Raw genomic sequence first — 18965 nt, forward strand, 5'->3', positions numbered from 1 at the left:
TCAAGTCGTCGCATTGTTGGCTGCATCTTGAAATCCATAAGGTATATGAGTTATTTACTGTGCAGTAATCACAATCGCTACACGACGGTTTTCTGCCCGGCCTTTTGAGCTGCGGTTATCTGCAATAGGTTGGCTTGGCCCCAAACCACGGGTTTTCAGGTTGGATCTTTGCATTCCTCCACGTGTCAAAGCATCCGCAACAGTGTTAGCCCGTTTTAGTGAGAGCTGGTTGTTATAGTTTAATTCACCATAATTGTCTGTATGACCATCCAGGCGTGCGTGATGAATGCTGACTTTGGATAAAGTCGCAGCCAATTCTTTCAGCTTTGCTTCACCTTCAGGACGTAAATGATATTGATTATTACCGAACAGCACTTTTTCTGACATGCCAAACAGCCATCCTTCATCGGTCTGATGAAATCCCTGCTGTTTAAGGATTGTGATCTGTTCTGCCGTTAGGTTCCCTTTATTCTGGCAGGCACTCAGGAGAAGAGGGGTAATAAATGCAATCACAAATATAAAAACACGGTTTTTTATCATGATGAATTCCTGGATAAGTAGTTTATTTTTGTGGTATCAACGGAGTACCAGCCACCACCTCGTTGTTTGATGTGATACATGGCAGCATCAGCTTCAGAGAGTAGTTGTTCTGCTGTTAAATCACCATTTGACAGAGCGATACCAATACTGAGTGTGATACGCAGGTGTTGACCGCTGGGGAGCTGAATTGGGGTGTCCATGGCGTGGATAATGTTTTTTGCGATTCTTTCTGCATCTTCCAAATTGGCTGAAGGTAATAAAATAGCGAACTCATCGCCACCAAGACGAGCGACAGTATCAGTTTTTCGTACTTTCATTTTTAAGGTATCAGCTATTGTGATCAGGACGTGATCGCCTGCTGCATGTCCATAGACGTCATTGACATATTTCAGCCGGTTGCCATCAATAAATAAGATCACTGCGCTTTCACGCATGAATTTATCATTCATCACAGCCGATAATACGCGTTCAAAAGTGGATCTATTGGGTAATCCTGTAAGGGAGTCATGTTGAGCCTGCCATGCCAATGCTGCTTTTTCAGTTTGTAAATGGTGTTGCCACTCTTCCAATTCTTCAAGCAGATGATTAAAAACCTGACTTAACTCATGTAGCTCTGCAATTTTGGAGGAAGGAACACGCTGTGAAAAAGCACGTCGTTGCCGGACATCATGGGCAACACTAGCAATGTTTTGTAATGTCCTGACAATACCATCGTGCATACGCAGGGAAAGATAGAGTGAAAGTATGGCGCTAATCAGTAAACAAACGAATAGTACCAATAAGGCTTGATAGATGAATTTGATGATGTGTTCACTATTGCCGATTAACCAAACCGAACCCACCTGTTGTTGATGGTGATATATGGGAAAAGTGACCGGTTCAGGGAAAATCCAATATTCGACTAGTTTCTTGAAATTACCGGTTCGGGTTGTTTGATTGGCTTGCCAGCTAGCCAGAATTTGATTTTTGGCATTGAAAATTTTCGCTTCTGTAAAATTATTATGAACCGCAATCATTTCCAATATTTCGTTCGCGGCTGTCTTATCATTAAATACAACCGCAGCCTGAACGGTATGGGCTATTGTTGATGAGGTCTGCTTTAAGTTATTTTCGGCATATTTCTGCATGGCAATTAGCGCCAGTAATGAAAGAAATAGGCCGACAACGGATAATGTGACAAAAGTAATAATCAAATGAATACGATGAACAGCTTGACGTAAGGTTGGGCGTGATGGCATTAGTGAATAACGCTTTTTCATACAGTTATTCCGCCTTGCGAGCCAATTGCAGGACATTTGGATTTACGCGTACACCACTGCGTGTCAAAATATCGAGATTAAGGTTAAAAGTTGTTTGTGTACTGTCAATATTAAGACAAAATGCACTACCGATTTCACAATGTTGATTCTGTTCAGCAATTGTGAGAAGTGGTTTGCCATTTTTTTGACTAATCACTTGATGTTGAAGTATGGGGTCAATTTGACCATAGTAAACAATATCACATTTCTCTAATAATTTTTCTGCGTTAAAGTTCAGAATTTCTACTTGTAATTTTGTATCGTCAGTGAGCATATTGATGTTGGCTAAGACATCAATGTAATTAGATGGTGCTACCAGACACAAATGTAGCGTTGAACGTGTGGCTGGCCAGTGTGTATAACTGATAATACCAGAAACGACACGTACAACGTTTTCATTGAGTTTTATTTTTTCTTTAGCATCAGGCATGGCTGTTACTATTGAATTACATATCACAATGGTTAAGCTGAAAATCGTTAGTACCCGTAGAAATACTTTGGAAACGTAACGTCTAACAATACAATGAGTCCATTCAATCAAGCACATAACAAGTTCCAGTATTTGCCTTTCATTTAATCCAGATAACAAAATTATTGATGGAATATATCCTCAATTAGAACCTATCTCATAATGATGTTTTTGCAAGTGTTATTAATTACCAGACACAAGTAGCATTGGCTGAGATAGGTTGCAAAATATTTAAGCGATAGGAGGATTTAATTTCCTTGCTAATTATTTGCTAGATAATTGATTTAATTTTTCAGTTATTCCTATTATATGTCCATGGTCGTTATAAGTGATACTGGAAACTTTGCCTTGATTTAGTCTGTTTATTAATTTTTGTTCTATAGAAAAACTCTTTGCCACTTCTTCATTATTTAATGCAGGTCGATGGCGGCGGCGTTCTATACGAAAGCGGACTTGATTGTATCTCGCCCACCCGATCAACAGGAGTGCATTAAATATAGCGATGATAATATAAAGCACAATTGAACTTACTTCTGAGGTAAATACAAATGTAACAGGTTTGGGGCCATGATGGGACGAATTAAATAGCCCCACAATGAATAAATAGGTAAATCCAACCCAGGCTATAATGGTGAGTATAATATCAATAAGACGAGGTAATAATCTCTGTTCTGTAAATATCAACGGATCTTTCATTATTCTATTCTCTCTATTCCACGATCAGGGCTTTCCCAACGGGCACGTTTCTGGCGTACTTTAAGCATGACTTTGGGGAAAGATACGAGTGTAGTGAACAGGTTCAGCATCCAGTACACTACTGGATACCAAATCACCCAGAAAAGTGATGATGCAACGTGTTTCTCATAACGTCGCTCAATGACCAGACTGATAATAAATTGGATCAGGCAGGTTACGGCTAATACCAACCCTGTATACCCAGGCGGGAAAAGGGTATAGACGCGGATATTTTCGGGTAATGTGATAAACATGCCGAGGAAAAACAAAGTAATTGAGAGGGCAAAGGTAAATGACCAGATTACGGAACAGCAGAATTCCATAAATAATACCCACATGCGACGATATTCCCATGACCAGAGTTTACGCAGATTTTTGAGGAAGACTTCAGCTCCACCCTGTGCCCAGCGTAGCCTCTGTTTCCATAGCCCCCGGAGAGTTTCGGGCATCAGGATCCAACAGATGGCGCGAGGCTCGAAGAAGATAGACCAGTGGTGTAATTGTAGCTTCCAGCTGACGTCAATATCTTCGGTAATCATATCATTGCTCCAATAGCCGACATCAGCGAGGGCACGACGGTTGAAGGCGGCAACAACTCCAGAAACGGTAAATACCTGACCATAAACCCGTTGGGTCCGCTTGATTAGGCCAATGATAGAAGAAAATTCACCCACTTGAATTCGTCCAATCAAGGTGGAGCGGGTACGGACACGGGGGTTGCCTGTGACTGCACCAACACGAGGGTGATCGATCATGGGTTTTACCATCCAAACGGCTGCGTCGCGATCTAGCAGAGCATCGCCGTCAATACAGACCAGATAATCACTGTTGGCAGCGGCAGCTCCTGCCTGAAGCGCTGTAGCTTTCCCCTGATTTTGTTCTAAGTGTATTACTTTCAAGGCACTATGCTGTTTGGCCATCTCATCAAGTTCATAGGCCGTGCTGTCAGTTGAACCATCATTGATTGCAATCACTTCAATGTGAGGATAACGCTGGGTTAATGCTGCTTGTAATGTTTCGCGCACATTTGGCCCTTCGTTATAGCAAGGGATCAAAATAGATATCAGAGGTTTACCTTCCAGGTGGGGAGGGACATCGTTTTTTCTCCAGTGTCTTTCACGGTAGAACCAGAAATAAATTCCTCCTGAGATCCAGATAGCAGACATGAATAATGGCCAGAAAAACACAAAGTGCAGCATAACCTCACCTGTAAAGGTGATGGCGATACCGATCGGAATGCTCAATACAATGCAGAGCACAATAAAAGCAAGAATACGATCAATCATTAAGTGGATACCATTCTGAAGAAAGAACAGGACGGATTTTGTTCATTTCCGGTTGATTATTAAGAAAGTCATCAGGGTAGTAACCAAAATTTTGTGCGCCATTCAGTTGTAATTGACGCATCCATTCAGCCATTTGTTCGCCTGATATTGCTCTTTTATTCAATGGTTTTCGCCAGTCAACAGCCTGAAGTTCAAAAACCGTTTTATCCAGCGCTTCCGGGCGTTGAGCGACAGCTTTCACTAAACGGGATAGCCACTGATTACTTTCTGATAGCGGTATTTTTTCCATTAATGGCATTGCCATTGGGGCAACCCAATCATAATGGGCCAGAAAATCATCCAGATTTTGAGCAAACCACTCTTCACTATCCGCCTCCAGAATAGGCAGGGCGAAAATATTACGTGCCGTTTTTACCTGATAACCACGGACTGATTTAACGGTTTGAGTCAATTCTTGGGTGAACTCAGTCAGATATTGGCTCTTGAAACGGCTCCAGCGGGCAAACTGTTTCGGATCCTGACGAATTTCGGCAACAGATGCCGGAAAACCAGCCTGTTGATAAACTTTAATTGCATCCGGGCTGGCATCTTCAAAGTCTGACATAACAGCATCATCGTGATACAGCACACCCTGGAATATGGAATGGGCAGCTAAATCCTGATAAATCTCTTTAATCCTCCGGCGGTTTTCCGGGTTATAAGGGGATAAACGACGATATTGTGTTTTACTCACGGATAACTCGCCGTTATTTTCGTTATAGTTCGTTACGCGGGGTAGTGAAGGTTCTAATTCAAATGCCAGAACTGGCATCCACGCATAAACATCAATATTCAACCGGCTGTGTAGTTGCCAGGAAACCCGGTTAAATAAATCTGCCCGCATCGGTAACCAGCGGTTAGGGAAATAAAGCTCATGGATATTGCCATCGCCTTTAGGATCGGCAAATGCTTGCAGAAAAACAGCATTAACACGGAGATCAGCAATACGTTGTACTAGCTGATCGAGATTACGCGCCTGCTGAATAGGGTTAGTATCATACAAATAATCCAGATCAATATGGGCAATACGTAGGATGCGTTTATTCTGAACCTGAATAACCTGCTCAGCGAACTCTTTTAACGTTGGGTTATTAGTGAGCAATATTCGCGGGATGTTATTTAAGTTTTCTGCCTTGGCCAGCCCATTGCCGAGTGTCAGTGCCATTTTGTAGCCATGACGTTTGGCAATATCCAGAGTAACACCGCTATCAATGCCGTAAGGCCAGACCCAGACGCGTGGTTTTTTGCCTGTGGCAGAAACGATTCGCTGGGTGATTGTAGCGATATCCTGTTCCATGCGTTGGCGGAATTTCTGGTCACTTTCATATTTACCTGTTTTGGGATCATAGATCCGGATAGCGGCGGCAGGCTCGGTATTTCCTTGTGGATTACCGATAGCACCATAGTGGTGTTGATAGGTATGAGAAGCAATCTCCACCAAACCAGAACGGGACATCTCTGCAATTTGTTCCCAGGTCGTAAAGCGCTCCCGTGATACCTTTAAGCCACCAAAATTCACCGGTTTTCCTGCGGGAACGTCAATCCAAACGCCGACTGGTGCCAGAATTGCAGGCCAGTTATAGGCTTTCAGCAAGGGAAAAACACGGTGATAGAAGCTGCTGTAACCGTCATCAAAAGTGAGTAGCACAGCTTTTGAGGGTAATGGAGTTCCTCCCTGATTGGCAGCGAGGATCTGATCAACGGTAATAGGTTGATAGCCATTTGCGCGCAACCAGGCAAATTGTTCGTTCAGCGCACTGGTACGAACTGACATAAATCGTTGATCGGCTCCGTCGTCTTCAACATCATGGTAAGCCAGTACGACGAAACCATTACGGGGCCAGGGGCGCTCATTCATGGACAAAGGGCGCTCTGTTGGTGGGACGAACTCTGGTTTTTCAGCGTAGGCCATTATGCTAAGTTGCGGAATAAACAGGCTAACCAGCAAGGCTGAAATCATTAACCAATAGCGAATTACGTTGAAAGTCATAAAAAATCCTTTAGAACCTATAGATCAAATCAAAAGCAGCTTGTAGGTTTTTTTCACGTTTACCGTCATAAGGGCGTTTATCCAGCGTGATCCTCACGCCTGCATCCACAACATCATTCCACTTAATACGTTGTCCATAACTCACAGTCGTTATCAGACCTCTTCCATACCCGTTCTGCCAGTACTCACCGATACCAGCCGCGAACTGCTGACTCCAAACGGTTTGGTAATGCCGATACATGATGTGGTCGGCTTCCAATGCCGGCAGGAAGGTAAAATCATTTTTTGGATTGAAGTAGGGGGTATTTTGTTTGCTGTTATGTGTCGTACTGATTTCCAGTGTGGCATCAAGTTTCAGGTAAGGTGCCGTGTAGATACGTTGCATACCGTCAATAGCATATGCAAAGCGATTATTGCCATCAGAAAAAAATGAAGGAGCAAAACGAGCTGTCCACTGACTGCGCTCACTGTGTCTCCAGCGGGTATAAAGTTGCCCGCCATTGGCGTAGATATTATTGGTTAATGCTCGCAGAGGAGTATTACGAGCCAGTCGCTCTGCTGAACCTCCCAGACGCCATTGGTCATTAAGATCATACCATCCGGCAAAACGCAGACCGACCTTATTGCCATGACGATAATTACGGCCAGAAACTTCTCCTTCCAGCCAAATATCCCGTACCCGCCATTCGATACCACCGCGTAAATCGCGGTTTAAGCCACGGCCTTCACTGAATTGGCTACGATTATAAGCACCGCCAGCAAACAGGCGCCAGTTATCATTAATAGGAGGGCTATAAATGGCAAGATCAAAGTTTGAACTGCTTTTACCACTCGTGGGATTGTCCGAATCAATACCCTGATTAACTCTGACACGCAGTTCTGACATATGATGAATATTGCGCAGACGATTAAAACGTTTGGCCAGCATATTTTCAGGGACACGGGTGATGACATCATCAGACAGCAGATCGACTTGTCGCCATTCTTGTAATGCTAAAGCGGTATAGCCTTGCTGAATTTCCAGTGACAAATTACGGTGATCAAGACCCTCGACTTGTTTCAGTTCACTTTCTGCCTGACGTGGCCAGCCACGATCCAGCCAGACGGCTGCCAGATCAATACGTAATTTCTGATTACCGGGAGCGGTACGAGCCAAATGTGTAAAACGTCTTTCTGCTTCGGGAAGATCTTCATGCAATTGAGCTGATTCAGCCAAAAATTGTTGCCCTTGCAACCAGTCATCGTTAGGCACACGGATTGGAGAACCATAAACATTGGTCATATAAGCATTACGTTGCTTGATATTCATCGCCAGTTGTTGAGCTTCATTAAGGTGTTCACTCTCCACATCGGCATAAAAAAGGACACTATCATCTTCTTGTGTGATATGGCGCACTGGTGTTTTTTTATCTGGATATTTTCCATTTGGATAATTCAGTGGACGCAGGATATCCCTTGTTTTATCGGGCTGTCGAAGGTTCAGATAGGCAGAGGCAGCCCATTTATGCGCGTAATCCGGTATAACGACGTTTTTTTCTGTCAGGGAAAGTTGTTGCAGGCGCAAATACTCTTCAATGAGTTCCTGAGTACGGAAACGGGCAAGCAGTGCGCCGAGGCGATCAATACTGGCACGTCGGTAGTCTTGCTGGGCACCCGGTTGTTCCCGCCATTGATTGAGCATATGTTCATAGCGGGCAAGTGCTCTGTCAGCGATATTAAATCGTTCTTTTTCGCTACGGTTGGGGATCATTGCAAGGCGGACTAACTCTGCCGCAGCGTCAGCTTCCAGTTTGCGTTGTTGGCCGGGAGATAACTGTAATTGTGTGGTGTGTTTTTGTTCCAGCAGCCAGGCCGGACCATTCACCCGATTGTTTTTCAGACTGAACAGATAATCGTGGGTTGTAGCTTTATCTTTGGGGAAGCGTTCGTGGGCGATAGTGAGCATCTGCATGGCATCCCATGAGCGTCCGGTGGCTTGATCCACATAGGCCATTAAACGGTAATTAGCGGCACTGGGTTGATGAGATAGTAAGTTTTTTGCCAAGCGACGGGCTTCACTGTCTCGTTTGGCATCTGCCAATGTCATAATCAAGCCCGCTTTTATATCGTGATTGTGTTTTTCAAGAATCGAAGCCAGGTGCCATAATTGAATGGCTTGACGCCACTGGCGCTGATTGCGATAAGCGCGTGCGACAGCGGCGATCCCTCTGGCAGGTAATTCCATATCATGATAGCGTTGCCAAAGATTAATCACTTCATTGTCACGGCCTGCCCAGCTAGCAACCTGTAACCAATCAGCAACCTGAGAAGGAGAGAGTTTCCGCCGTTTTTCTTCTTGACGAATATATTCAAGTATGGGGATGGTATTACCATTTCTGGCTTGTTGAATTAATACATCATAATCCGCTGCCGCGGTCTCTGTTGTTATTAGGCAACCTAGTGATATAAATAATGAAAACAGTCTATACCGATATCTAAGAAAGCCTATCGGCCTAAAATAAAGATATAACACGGCGTCCCCTTTTTATACTGCTTATTTATTTAAAAAACAGCAGAATCAGACGAAATAAAATTGGATTTTGATTAAGAAAAGCATTTTGTTTCTTCATTTTAGAAGAGGCAAAATAATACGTATTGTGTGACTTTATATCAATGGGTATTTTATGAAAAATATGAGACGTAACTTCAGGTAATATTATTTCTTGATATTATTATGGGGTTAATAAGTAATACCTTGTTGTTATTTTTCTACATAAAATAAAGCCATTGTATTTAACTCTTTGTTTTTAATTATTCTTTGGGAATTTTCTTATAGTATTTTTAATTTAATGTTTATGAATGAAATTAACCACAATAAAAAATGTTAATTATAAGTATGAATATTTTTCATTGCTGATGTTTTTGGTAATTATTAGCGGTGAGTAATTTGTTTTTTTCAATCTTACTTTTGAGTTTTACGAGTGATTTTATTATCATTTTTGCGAATGAGAATTATATTTTAGGTTTTAGTAGAGTGAAATTCATAAAATGAAATTAGTCATTTTTTTGATAACTAAGTTTGGCATGTTAGTCTTGTGTTGTTTATTTTTAGAAATAAAGTTCTATCGGTGTCAATAATATGATATATCATCTATCATACTGATTTTTTAAATAAAATGTTTAATGATTGATTTTTATAATAAAAATAGGCAATTAATCAGTAAAAAAGGTGAAGTTATCACTAGATACTCAGATCAAAACCAATCACATAAACAACCATACAAACAATAAGTACTTTAATAATTCCTGCCGACTCGTATAATTTTGCATTTTATCATGTTATTACTGGGGATGTTTGTGGATCAGATTGCCAATATCATCGCTGATGTATGCGAAATTCTTAATACCGAAAATGTTAGCGAAGTTGGTATCCAGTCGTTCTGTTTTTCACTTCCGGCAACCAGTGAAACTGATTGGCTGGAATGGCTGGCAGCTCAACCCCATTATCCACAGTTTTACTGGCAACACCGGGATGGGCATGAGGAAGTTGCCGCCTGTGGGCAAATTCGTCTTTTCAGTAATGCAATTAAGGCAGAGACGTTTTTACATCAACACACTCAATTTCCCCAAATGCGTATTTGGGGATTAAATGCCTGGGAAAAGACGGATGTTTGCCATATCAGGAATAATCAGAATAAAGAGCAATTGCAGGAGAACGAGAAAAATACAGGTGATGAAGAAAGTTACTTGTTCTTGCCAAGAATGGAAATACGTCGTTGTCATGGTGCAACCCATTTATATTTGAATATTAATGGACAGGCTGATATCGATAATATTCACTTATTTCTTAGGCAAATTGTCCCGCATCAACCATTCCAGATATCGTATGCAGCAGTATTAAATGCAACTCATATGCCTGAAAGTGAACAATGGAATATTTTGCTGAAGCAAGCATTAAATGCTATTACCCAGAAAAAGATGGAAAAGGTTGTAATGGCGCGGAAAACAGAACTTACGCTGAATATGCCCTTGCAAGCTGCGCAATTTATGGCTTCCAGCCGTGGAGTAAACCATCGTTGTTATCATTTTATGCTGGCGTTCAATGATAATCAGGCTTTTCTTGCTTCGACCCCAGAACGACTTTATTACCGTTATCAGTTACAGGTATTTACTGAAGCATTAGCAGGAACAACGGAAAATTCTGAGGATGATCAAAAAGCAAAAGAACTGGGGCAATGGTTATTGGAAGATAAAAAGAACCAACATGAAAATTTGATTGTTGTGAATGATATTTGTCAACGTCTGCAAGGTGGAGTCGAATCTATTGATGTTGCTCCTCCTGACGTAATCCGTTTACGTAAAGTGCAACATTTACGCAGGCATATTCACGGTGTCTTAAATCAGGTATGTGACAGTGATTGTTTACACCGTTTACAACCGACAGCTGCCGTCGCAGGTTTACCGAGAGAAGCCGCTCGACAATTTTTGGCAGAAAATGAACCATTTCACCGCGGCTGGTATGCCGGATCTGCGGGGTATTTATGTTTGGAGCAGAGTGAATTTGCTGTTTCGTTGCGATGCGCCTATATAAATGGTGATTTATTATCATTGTATGCGGGGGCAGGCATTGTTTCTGGTTCTGATCCTGAGCAGGAATGGATAGAAATCGAGAATAAGGCCGCAGGACTACGTTCATTGTTAGGTAGTTTGGCAAATGAATAAGTTCATGGAAATAACGTTAATTACATGGCATTTCTTTGAGCTATGACAAAGAAGGCGTTTTTAAGAGAATAAGCGTGAAGAATGTCTTATATAATCCATTCTATTTTTAAATAAGTTTTCGAACACTCTATGTCAAACAGCGCACTGAACCGTCGTTGGGCGGAACTTTTACTGGAAGCACTGACTCGTCATGGTTTGCGTCATGTCTGTATCGCTCCCGGTTCTCGTTCCACACCGTTGACACTTTCCGTTGTAAAGAAAGCTGCCGCAGAGAACGGTAAACTGATATGTCATACCCACTTTGATGAAAGAGGGCTGGGCCATCTGGCGCTGGGATTGGCCAAAGCGAGTCAGGAACCCGTTGCTGTTATTGTGACGTCAGGAACCGCAGTGGCTAACCTGTATCCTTCCCTGATTGAGGCCGGGCTAACCGGCGAGCGGTTGGTTTTTCTCACTGCGGACAGGCCACCGGAATTAATTGGTTGTGGTGCGAATCAGGCTATTCGCCAGAGTGATATTTTTGCCTCACATCCGGCTCAAACACTTGCTCTACCACGACCGACCACCGATATTTCAGCCAGTTGGCTGGTTTCTGTCATTGATAATGCGATGTCAAATCTGAAGCAAGGAGGGTTACATATTAATTGCCCTTTTGCTGAGCCTTTATATGGTGACGATGAAAAATATCAGACATGGCAGCAAACGCTGGGGAATTGGTGGCAAGGCCACCAGCCGTGGCTTAAACAATCGGTAACACATGTTATTGCCAAAGTAGCGGATTGGGATTGCTGGCGGAAAAAACGCGGTGTCATACTGGCAGGAAGAATGGGAGCCGAAGAAGGGAAACTTGTTTTACAGTGGGCGAAAGAAATAGGCTGGCCATTGATTGGAGATGTGTTGTCTCAAACAGGTCAGCCTTTGCCTTGCGCTGATTTATGGCTGAACCATCCCCGTGCGCAGAAAATCCTGGCAAAAGGGCAGTTGGTTATTCAGTTTGGCTCCAGTCTGACCGGAAAAAGATTATTGCAGTGGCAGGCTAAATGTCAGCCAGAAGAGTATTGGATTATTGATCCTATTGTGGGAAGGCTTGATCCTGCTAATCATCAGGGACGCAAGTTTACCTGTCATGTGGCTGATTGGTTACGGGATCACCCTGCTCAAACAGAGATGCCTAATGTTTCTGAGACGAAGGTTTTTGGGACGAATGTTTCTTGGGCGAATGAACTGTGGATTTGGTCTGAAAAAGCATTCGGCTGTGTTAGCGCACAACTGGATGGAAAATTCAGTGAGGCTGCGGTTGCTCATCAGCTACATCAAGTATTACCGCAGCAAGGGCAGTTATTTGTCGGCAATAGTTTGCTTGTCCGTTTGATTGATGCGTTAGGACAACTCCCTGCGGGTTATCCGGTTTACAGCAATCGTGGTGCAAGTGGTATTGATGGGTTAATAGCAACTTCTGTCGGGGTGCAACGGGCAACCGGTAAACCGACTTTAGCGATTATCGGCGATATTTCTGCACTTTATGATTTGAATAGCTTAGCTTTACTACGGGAGAGCACTTCACCCATGGTGCTGCTTATCGTAAATAATAATGGCGGACAAATTTTTTCATTACTGCCCACACCGCCGGAAACACGCCAGCGTTTTTACTGTATGCCGCAAAATATCCATTTTAACCATGCTGCTACCATGTTTGACTTGAATTATAGCGCGCCACAAAACTGGTCTGAATTAAAACAGTCTGTTGAGCAGGCATGGCAGCAAAAAACAGCGACAATCATTGAACTAATCGTGACAGATAGCGAAGGTGCAGTATGTCTGCAAGAGTTGCTGAAACAGGTGACTGAACTATGAAATTGGCCTGTCAGATATTCAATGCAGAAGCAGTTAATGTAGAAGCAGTTAATGTAGAAGCAGTTAATGTAGAAGCAGTTAATGTAGATAGAAAGAGCACATGGCTGGTTTGGTTGCATGGACTGCTAGGGAGTGGCAACGACTGGCTGCCGATTGTGAACGCTTGTAACCAATATACCTCTTTGGTGATTGACTTTCCCGGTCATGGCAATTCTGCCGATATTACGATTACAGGTGGTTTTGCTGAGATGAGTAAATTGCTGAACGAAACCTTACTCGTACATCAGGTCCATGATTATTGGTTAATCGGCTACTCACTTGGCGGACGGATTGCTATGTATCATGCAACTCAAAACCACAATAACCAGCAAAGATTAAGAGGGATACTGGTGGAAGGGGGAAATCCGGGGCTGTTTTCTCAGCAGGAGCGCGATGCCAGATTGTTGCATGACAGGCGATGGGTACAACGTTTTCGTGAAGAACCCATGTTAGAAGTTTTGGCTGACTGGTATCAACAACCTGTATTTGCAGATTTGTCACCGGAACAGCGCCTCCGTTTTATTCATCTCCGCAGACAAAACAGAGGCAGCAGCATTGCCGGCATGTTAGAAAATACCTCACTTGGGCACCAGCCATGGTTAGTGCCTGCCTTACAAAAACTGGCAGTGCCTTTTGTTTATTTATGTGGTGAACACGATCAGAAATTTAAAGAAATAGTGAAGCAATATGCACTGCCATCAAAAATAATTCCCCAGGCTGGACATAATGCTCACAGCAGCAATCCTGCGGGTTTTTCTGCCGCAGTGAACCATTTTTTATCACTTTTCGGTTAAGGAAGTTCAATAATGCTCTATCCAAGCGAAGAAAAATTATATGCCCCGGTTGAATGGCAAGATTGTTCCAGCGGGTTTGAAGATATTCTTTATCATAAATCTCCAGATGGTATTGCCAAAATCACCATTAATCGTCCGCAAGTGCGTAATGCTTTCCGTCCTCTGACCGTTAAAGAGATGATTCAGGCACTGGCTGATGCCCGTTATGACGATAGTATTGGCACAATTATTCTGACAGGGATGGGAGAAAAAGCATTCTGTGCGGGAGGAGATCAGAAGATCCGTGGCGATTATGGTGGTTATAGAGATGAAGGCGGAACACATCATTTGAACGTATTGGATTTTCAACGCCAAATCCGTACCTGCCCAAAACCAGTCGTTGCTATGGTTGCCGGATATTCTATCGGTGGAGGACATGTATTACATCTGATGTGTGATCTGACCATTGCAGCAGACAATGCAATTTTTGGTCAGACAGGCCCCAAAGTGGGTTCATTTGATGGTGGCTGGGGAGCATCTTATATGGCGCGGATTGTGGGGCAGAAAAAAGCCCGTGAAATCTGGTTCCTGTGCCGCCAATACAATGCACAGGAAGCGCTTGATATGGGGCTGGTCAATACTGTTGTTCCTTATGCTGAGCTGGAAAAAGAAACAATCCGCTGGTGCCGTGAAATGTTGGAAAACAGCCCAACGGCGTTGCGTTGTCTGAAAGCTGCATTGAATGCGGATTGTGATGGACAGGCTGGTTTGCAGGAGTTAGCGGGAAATGCCACCATGTTGTTCTATATGACTGAGGAAGGGCAGGAAGGACGTAATGCGTTCAATGAAAAACGTCACCCTGATTTCAGTAAATTTAAACGTAATCCATAATGCGTAAAGCAACCTTATATCAATACAGCTTGCCTATGGAGGCAGGTGTTATTTTACGTTACCAACGTCTGAAAACCCGTGATGGTTTTTTAGTGCATGTGCAGGAAAGAGGTAACCATGGTTGGGGAGAAATTGCCCCATTGCCGGAATTCAGTCACGAAACGCTTGAACAAGCCCGCCATGCTGCGCTGGAGTGGTTAACACACTGGTGCCAAAACCAAACAGGGCAAAATAAAGAACCAGAGCAGAGTGAATTACCTTCTGTTGCATTTGGTATCAGTTGTGCCCTTGCTGAATTACAGGGCGAACTTCCCGCAGAGGCCAATTATCACAAAGCACCATTATGTACGGGAGATCCTGATGATGTGATCTTGCGCCTGGGAAAAATAGCGGGGCGGAAAATTGCTAAGGTGAAAGTGGGGCTTTATGAAGCGGCACGGGATGGCATGCTAGTTAATCTCTTATTGGAAGCAGTACCCGATCTACAACTGAGGTTGGATGCCAACCGCAGTTGGGCGCGATCGAAAGCAGATAGATTTGCGAAGTATGTCAATCCTGATTATCGGCAGCGCATTGCTTTCCTGGAAGAACCTTGTAAAACCCGTGAAGACTCACTGGCGTTTGCCTGTGAGACAGGTATTGCCATTGCATGGGATGAAAGTGTTCGTGAAGCAGGTTTCATGGTAGAAGCTCAGGAAGGTGTTACAGCTATCATCATCAAACCAACGTTGGTAGGTAGTATTGCTCGTTGTCGTCAATTGGTCACCGAGGCTCATCAAGCCGGATTGGAAGCAGTGATAAGTTCAAGTGTTGAAACCAGTTTTGGTCTGACACAACTGGCTCGTTTAGCATATTGGCTAACACCAGAGACACTACCGGGGCTGGATACGCTTGATCTGATTCAATCGCAACTTGTCCGTTGCTGGCCAGACAGTGATATTCCTTGTATGGAATTAGAAGAACTGGAAGTGATGTGGAGTTATGAATGTCATTAGTGGCGTTTAATCAATGGCCATGGCATCATTGGGCGGTTTGTTATCCAGAAAAACAGGCAATTTGGCTGTATGACAAAGCAGTAACCTGGCAGGAATTGGCAACAAAAATTAACATTATCGCAGATTACTTCCGGCTACAGGGGGTATCACAAGGTGATGGTGTGATCCTAAGAGGCAAGAACAGTGCAGATCTCTTGTTGTGTTATCTTGCTGCTCTGCAATGTGGTGCAAGAGCGTTACCGCTCAATCCTCAGCTTCCTGAATCGTTGTTGATAGAATTACTTCCTCACCTGAATCTGGCATTTGTGGCTGATTTTACCGATTTACCTCTATCGATCATTCAGGCAACTGAACTCGACTGGCAAGCTGAGTTTACAGTTATGTCAGGTGAAAGCATGTCAGGTAAATGTGTTTCATGGGATATCAATCGCCCGGCCAGCATGATCCTGACTTCAGGATCTTCCGGGTTGCCCAAAGCAGTGGTGCATTCTATTGGTGCTCACCTTACCAGCGCACAGGGCATCCTTTCACGCATAGATTTCCAGCCAGATGATCGTTGGTTACTGTCGTTGCCACTATTTCATGTCTCTGGTCAGGGAATACTTTGGCGCTGGCTATTGAAAGGTGCAGAACTGGTGTTGCAAGATATGTATTCTCTGGATAAAGCCCTATCGGGTTGCACGCATGCTTCATTAGTACCGACTCAACTGTGGCGCTGGCTCTCCCAACCTCGTGAACACGATCTGACTTTGAAAGATGTGTTATTAGGCGGGGCAATGATACCGTTGGAGCTTATTCAACAAGCTGAGCAGCTCGGGATAAGCTGTTGGTGCGGTTATGGTTTGACTGAAATGGCATCAACCGTCTGTGCAAAACGCGCAGATGGCTTATCGGGAGTAGGAACGCCGCTACCGGGAAAAGAGATCCGTTTGTTGGATGAGGAAATACAGATCCGGGCAGATAGTATTGCTATGGGTTATTGGTTTGATGGGAAATTAAAACCATTAGCCAAAGAGGAAGGTTGGTTTCCGACCCGTGACCGGGGCGTTTTTAAACAGGGCGAATTGTGTATTTTGGGACGCCTTGATAATCAATTTTTCAGCGCTGGTGAAGGTATTCAGCCGGAAAATATTGAGCGTATTATTAATCTGCATCCCCAAATCCAACAAAGTTTTGTTGTTCCAGTGCCTGATACTGAATTTGGGCATCGGCCTGTTGCAGTGATCGAAACAAACGATCCTCAACTTACAAAAACACTTATTAATTGGCTTTCCGATAAACTTGCTACATTCCAACGACCTGTAGCTTGTTATTTGTTACCGGAACATTTGAAAAATGGCGGGATAAAAACTTCGCGTCAACAGGTCAAAGAATGGGTGCTGAAACAATATAGTGCTTACATATCTTGGTGAATCTAAATAGTTTATTACATTCATAATCTATAGTGTTTATTGGATTCCAGTAAAATGGCTCACGAATATTAGCAACTACATAATTACTGATTGAGAAGAGAGAGATATATGAAAGGTTTTATTGCTGTCAGTGCGGCCAGTTTGCTTTTTGTGGCGGGTACTGCAAACGCAATTTCTGTGAATGTAGAAGCAGGAAAACACTATACCAGCACATCTGCGGGGATTGGTGATAAAAATGCGGGTTTGTCCCTCAATGGAAATTGGACTCGCAGTGATCATAATGGTCAGTTAGGGAGCTTGGGGGCTGCTTTTGCTTTGCCGATTGGTCCGATAACAGCAAGTGTTGGTGGTAAGGCTCTCTACTTGTCACCAAAAGTGGGGAAAGATGGTGCTGCATTGGCTGGTGGTGTTGGTCTCAGTTGGGAAGTAATGCCTTCTTTGTCACTATACGGTGAGGCTTATGGTGCTCCATCGGGTTTAACTTCTGGCATTGATTCTTATACTGAGGCAGCAGGCGGAGCTCGTTACACTCTATTTAAACCAATAACCATTAATGCTGGTTATCGGGTTATTGATTTGAAAGGAAAAAATGGAAACCGCAACAATAAAGTGTCAGACGGTTTTTACATCGGAGTGGGTGCGAGTTTCTAACATATTCTAAATTAGGGTTATCCGATCCGCATCATTAAAGATGCGGATAATGATTTACCCCACTTCTGGCAGCATACCTGTGACAATCCCAATCTGAATGGCAATTACAGCAAGGCCACAAAGGAAAACCAATATCAATGCTGATTTGCCGCCTTTAACACGGTATCCACCCTGATTTTCTTCACGGCTGCGCCAAACCAGCAGGCAAGGAAGCAACAGTGCCAGAATAGACAGAGCAACAGCAGCGAATGTCAGCGCCATAACAAAGTTAGGGTAGAACAGGGCGCAAAGCATGGGGGGAATAAAAGTCATCAAACCAGTTTGCAAACGTCCTCTGGCGTGGTTACGGCGTTTTAGCAAGTCAGCAAGATAATCAAACAGACCGAGTGAGACCCCAAGGAATGATGTTGCCAGTGCAAGGTCAGCAAACAGGTGGACAGCAAGTTCTACTTTTGGTGAGGCAACAACTTCTCTGACTGCTTGCAGTAAACCGTTCAAACCAGATTGTTGTGCAAGAATACCGACAAAGGTATTGGAAGAAATGGCTCCAAGAGTAACCAATTGCCACAGGATGTAAGCGCCCAACGGGATAGCACTACCGATGATAAATATCTTCCGTAGCTTATTTGTATCTCCTTTCATATAGGAAACAATACTTGGCACACTTCCGTGAAACCCGAACGAAGTAAAAATCACCGGAATAGCAGACAGTACCAGCCCTTTTTCTATTGGCATAGATATCAAGTTGATTTTATCAACATGAGGCATCATCACACCGAGTACGACTATCAGAAAAATGATTTTGGCGGTAAACAGTAGGCGATTAATTAAATCAACGGATTGTGTGCTGATACAGACTACACCTCCGGCAACTATCGTAAACACGATGATCCCGGTAGAGACAGTAATTGTTTTATCCATCCAAGCGGAAAGGCTGGCAGCCAGTAATTCACCTGCGCCACTGATATAGGCTGTTGTCAGGGCATACATCAGAAATAACATACTGAAACCCGTTAATACCTGTCCGCCGATCCCCAGATAGCGTTTGGCAATGGTACTCAAGCCTGTATTGGCTTGATTATGTTGATAAACTTCTACCAGCAGAAGTGCAGTGTAACTCATCAATGTCCATAAAGTGATTAACATGGCTAGTGTTGTTCCAAAACCTACACCTGCCGCAGCCAATGGCATTGCCAGCATCCCGGCTCCAATCGTTGTCCCGGCGACGATAAAAATACTGCCAATAGTGCGATTCTTCACGCGATCCTCGTCTCTGAATATGTTGGAAAAAT

The 18965-nt window shown here is 43.5% G+C and carries 15 protein-coding genes; 7 read left to right on the forward strand and 8 right to left on the reverse strand.

What is annotated here, in order from left to right:
- Positions 1-54: 54 nt before the first annotated feature.
- The 7 genes from yfiB to pgaA all read right to left on the reverse strand — a co-directional run bounded on the left by yfiB (position 55) and on the right by pgaA (position 8869).
- The gene (gene yfiB, locus HGO23_RS07840; protein WP_099135731.1) at positions 55-540 is read right to left on the reverse strand and encodes an outer membrane lipoprotein YfiB; all 486 of its coding nucleotides are present in this window, start codon (positions 538-540) and stop codon (positions 55-57) included.
- A complete protein-coding gene (gene dgcN / locus HGO23_RS07845; RefSeq protein WP_099135730.1) occupies positions 537-1799 on the reverse strand; it encodes a diguanylate cyclase DgcN/YfiN in 1263 nt (420 codons plus the stop codon). Before dgcN ends, yfiB begins: the two co-directional genes overlap by 4 nt.
- Positions 1800-1803: 4 nt before the next feature.
- A complete protein-coding gene (gene yfiR, locus HGO23_RS07850; protein ID WP_244967927.1) occupies positions 1804-2268 on the reverse strand; it encodes a regulatory sequestration protein YfiR in 465 nt (154 codons plus the stop codon).
- A 303-nt stretch (positions 2269-2571) separates the two neighbouring features.
- Positions 2572-3003 (reverse strand): poly-beta-1,6-N-acetyl-D-glucosamine biosynthesis protein PgaD, encoded by a 432-nt coding sequence (pgaD, locus tag HGO23_RS07855; protein ID WP_209028482.1) that lies wholly within the window; start codon positions 3001-3003, stop codon positions 2572-2574.
- Positions 3003-4328, reverse strand: a complete 1326-nt coding sequence (pgaC, locus tag HGO23_RS07860) for a poly-beta-1,6-N-acetyl-D-glucosamine synthase (RefSeq protein ID WP_099135727.1) — start codon at positions 4326-4328, stop codon at positions 3003-3005. The genes pgaD and pgaC overlap by 1 nt, the downstream gene beginning before the upstream one ends.
- Complete coding sequence (gene pgaB / locus HGO23_RS07865) at positions 4321-6357, reverse strand: poly-beta-1,6-N-acetyl-D-glucosamine N-deacetylase PgaB (RefSeq protein ID WP_209028483.1); 2037 nt, start codon at positions 6355-6357, stop codon at positions 4321-4323. Before pgaB ends, pgaC begins: the two co-directional genes overlap by 8 nt.
- Before the next feature lie 10 nt (positions 6358-6367).
- Positions 6368-8869 carry a poly-beta-1,6 N-acetyl-D-glucosamine export porin PgaA gene (pgaA, locus tag HGO23_RS07870; RefSeq protein ID WP_209028484.1) on the reverse strand — a complete coding sequence of 834 codons (2502 nt, stop codon included), beginning with the start codon at positions 8867-8869 and terminating at the stop codon, positions 6368-6370.
- An 818-nt stretch (positions 8870-9687) separates the two neighbouring features.
- On the opposite strand from pgaA, the gene HGO23_RS07875 reads away from it, so the two are divergent.
- The 7 genes from HGO23_RS07875 (at position 9688) to HGO23_RS07905 (ending at position 17673) form a co-directional block, all read left to right on the forward strand.
- Positions 9688-11058: an isochorismate synthase gene (locus HGO23_RS07875; protein ID WP_244967951.1), complete on the forward strand. Its 1371-nt coding sequence runs from the start codon at positions 9688-9690 to the stop codon at positions 11056-11058.
- Positions 11059-11187: 129 nt separating this feature from the next.
- Positions 11188-12912: a 2-succinyl-5-enolpyruvyl-6-hydroxy-3-cyclohexene-1-carboxylic-acid synthase gene (gene menD, locus HGO23_RS07880; protein WP_209028486.1), complete on the forward strand. Its 1725-nt coding sequence runs from the start codon at positions 11188-11190 to the stop codon at positions 12910-12912.
- Positions 12909-13745, forward strand: coding sequence for a 2-succinyl-6-hydroxy-2,4-cyclohexadiene-1-carboxylate synthase (menH, locus tag HGO23_RS07885; protein WP_209028487.1), 837 nt, complete (start codon positions 12909-12911; stop codon positions 13743-13745). Before menD ends, menH begins: the two co-directional genes overlap by 4 nt.
- A 12-nt stretch (positions 13746-13757) precedes the next feature.
- Complete coding sequence (gene menB / locus HGO23_RS07890; protein ID WP_209028488.1) at positions 13758-14615, forward strand: 1,4-dihydroxy-2-naphthoyl-CoA synthase; 858 nt, start codon at positions 13758-13760, stop codon at positions 14613-14615.
- Positions 14615-15610, forward strand: a complete 996-nt coding sequence (gene menC / locus HGO23_RS07895; RefSeq protein WP_209028489.1) for an o-succinylbenzoate synthase — start codon at positions 14615-14617, stop codon at positions 15608-15610. Before menB ends, menC begins: the two co-directional genes overlap by 1 nt.
- Positions 15601-17022, forward strand: a complete 1422-nt coding sequence (menE, locus tag HGO23_RS07900) for an o-succinylbenzoate--CoA ligase (protein WP_209028490.1) — start codon at positions 15601-15603, stop codon at positions 17020-17022. Before menC ends, menE begins: the two co-directional genes overlap by 10 nt.
- 108 nt (positions 17023-17130) lie before the next feature.
- Complete coding sequence (locus tag HGO23_RS07905; RefSeq protein ID WP_099135719.1) at positions 17131-17673, forward strand: YfaZ family outer membrane protein; 543 nt, start codon at positions 17131-17133, stop codon at positions 17671-17673.
- 54 nt (positions 17674-17727) lie between these two features.
- On the opposite strand, the gene tyrP is transcribed toward HGO23_RS07905, so the two are convergent.
- Complete coding sequence (tyrP, locus tag HGO23_RS07910) at positions 17728-18873, reverse strand: tyrosine transporter TyrP (protein WP_339353681.1); 1146 nt, start codon at positions 18871-18873, stop codon at positions 17728-17730.
- Positions 18874-18965: the final 92 nt, after the last annotated feature.

The organism is Xenorhabdus budapestensis, from assembly GCF_017743015.1.
GTDB classification, from domain to species: domain Bacteria; phylum Pseudomonadota; class Gammaproteobacteria; order Enterobacterales; family Enterobacteriaceae; genus Xenorhabdus; species Xenorhabdus budapestensis.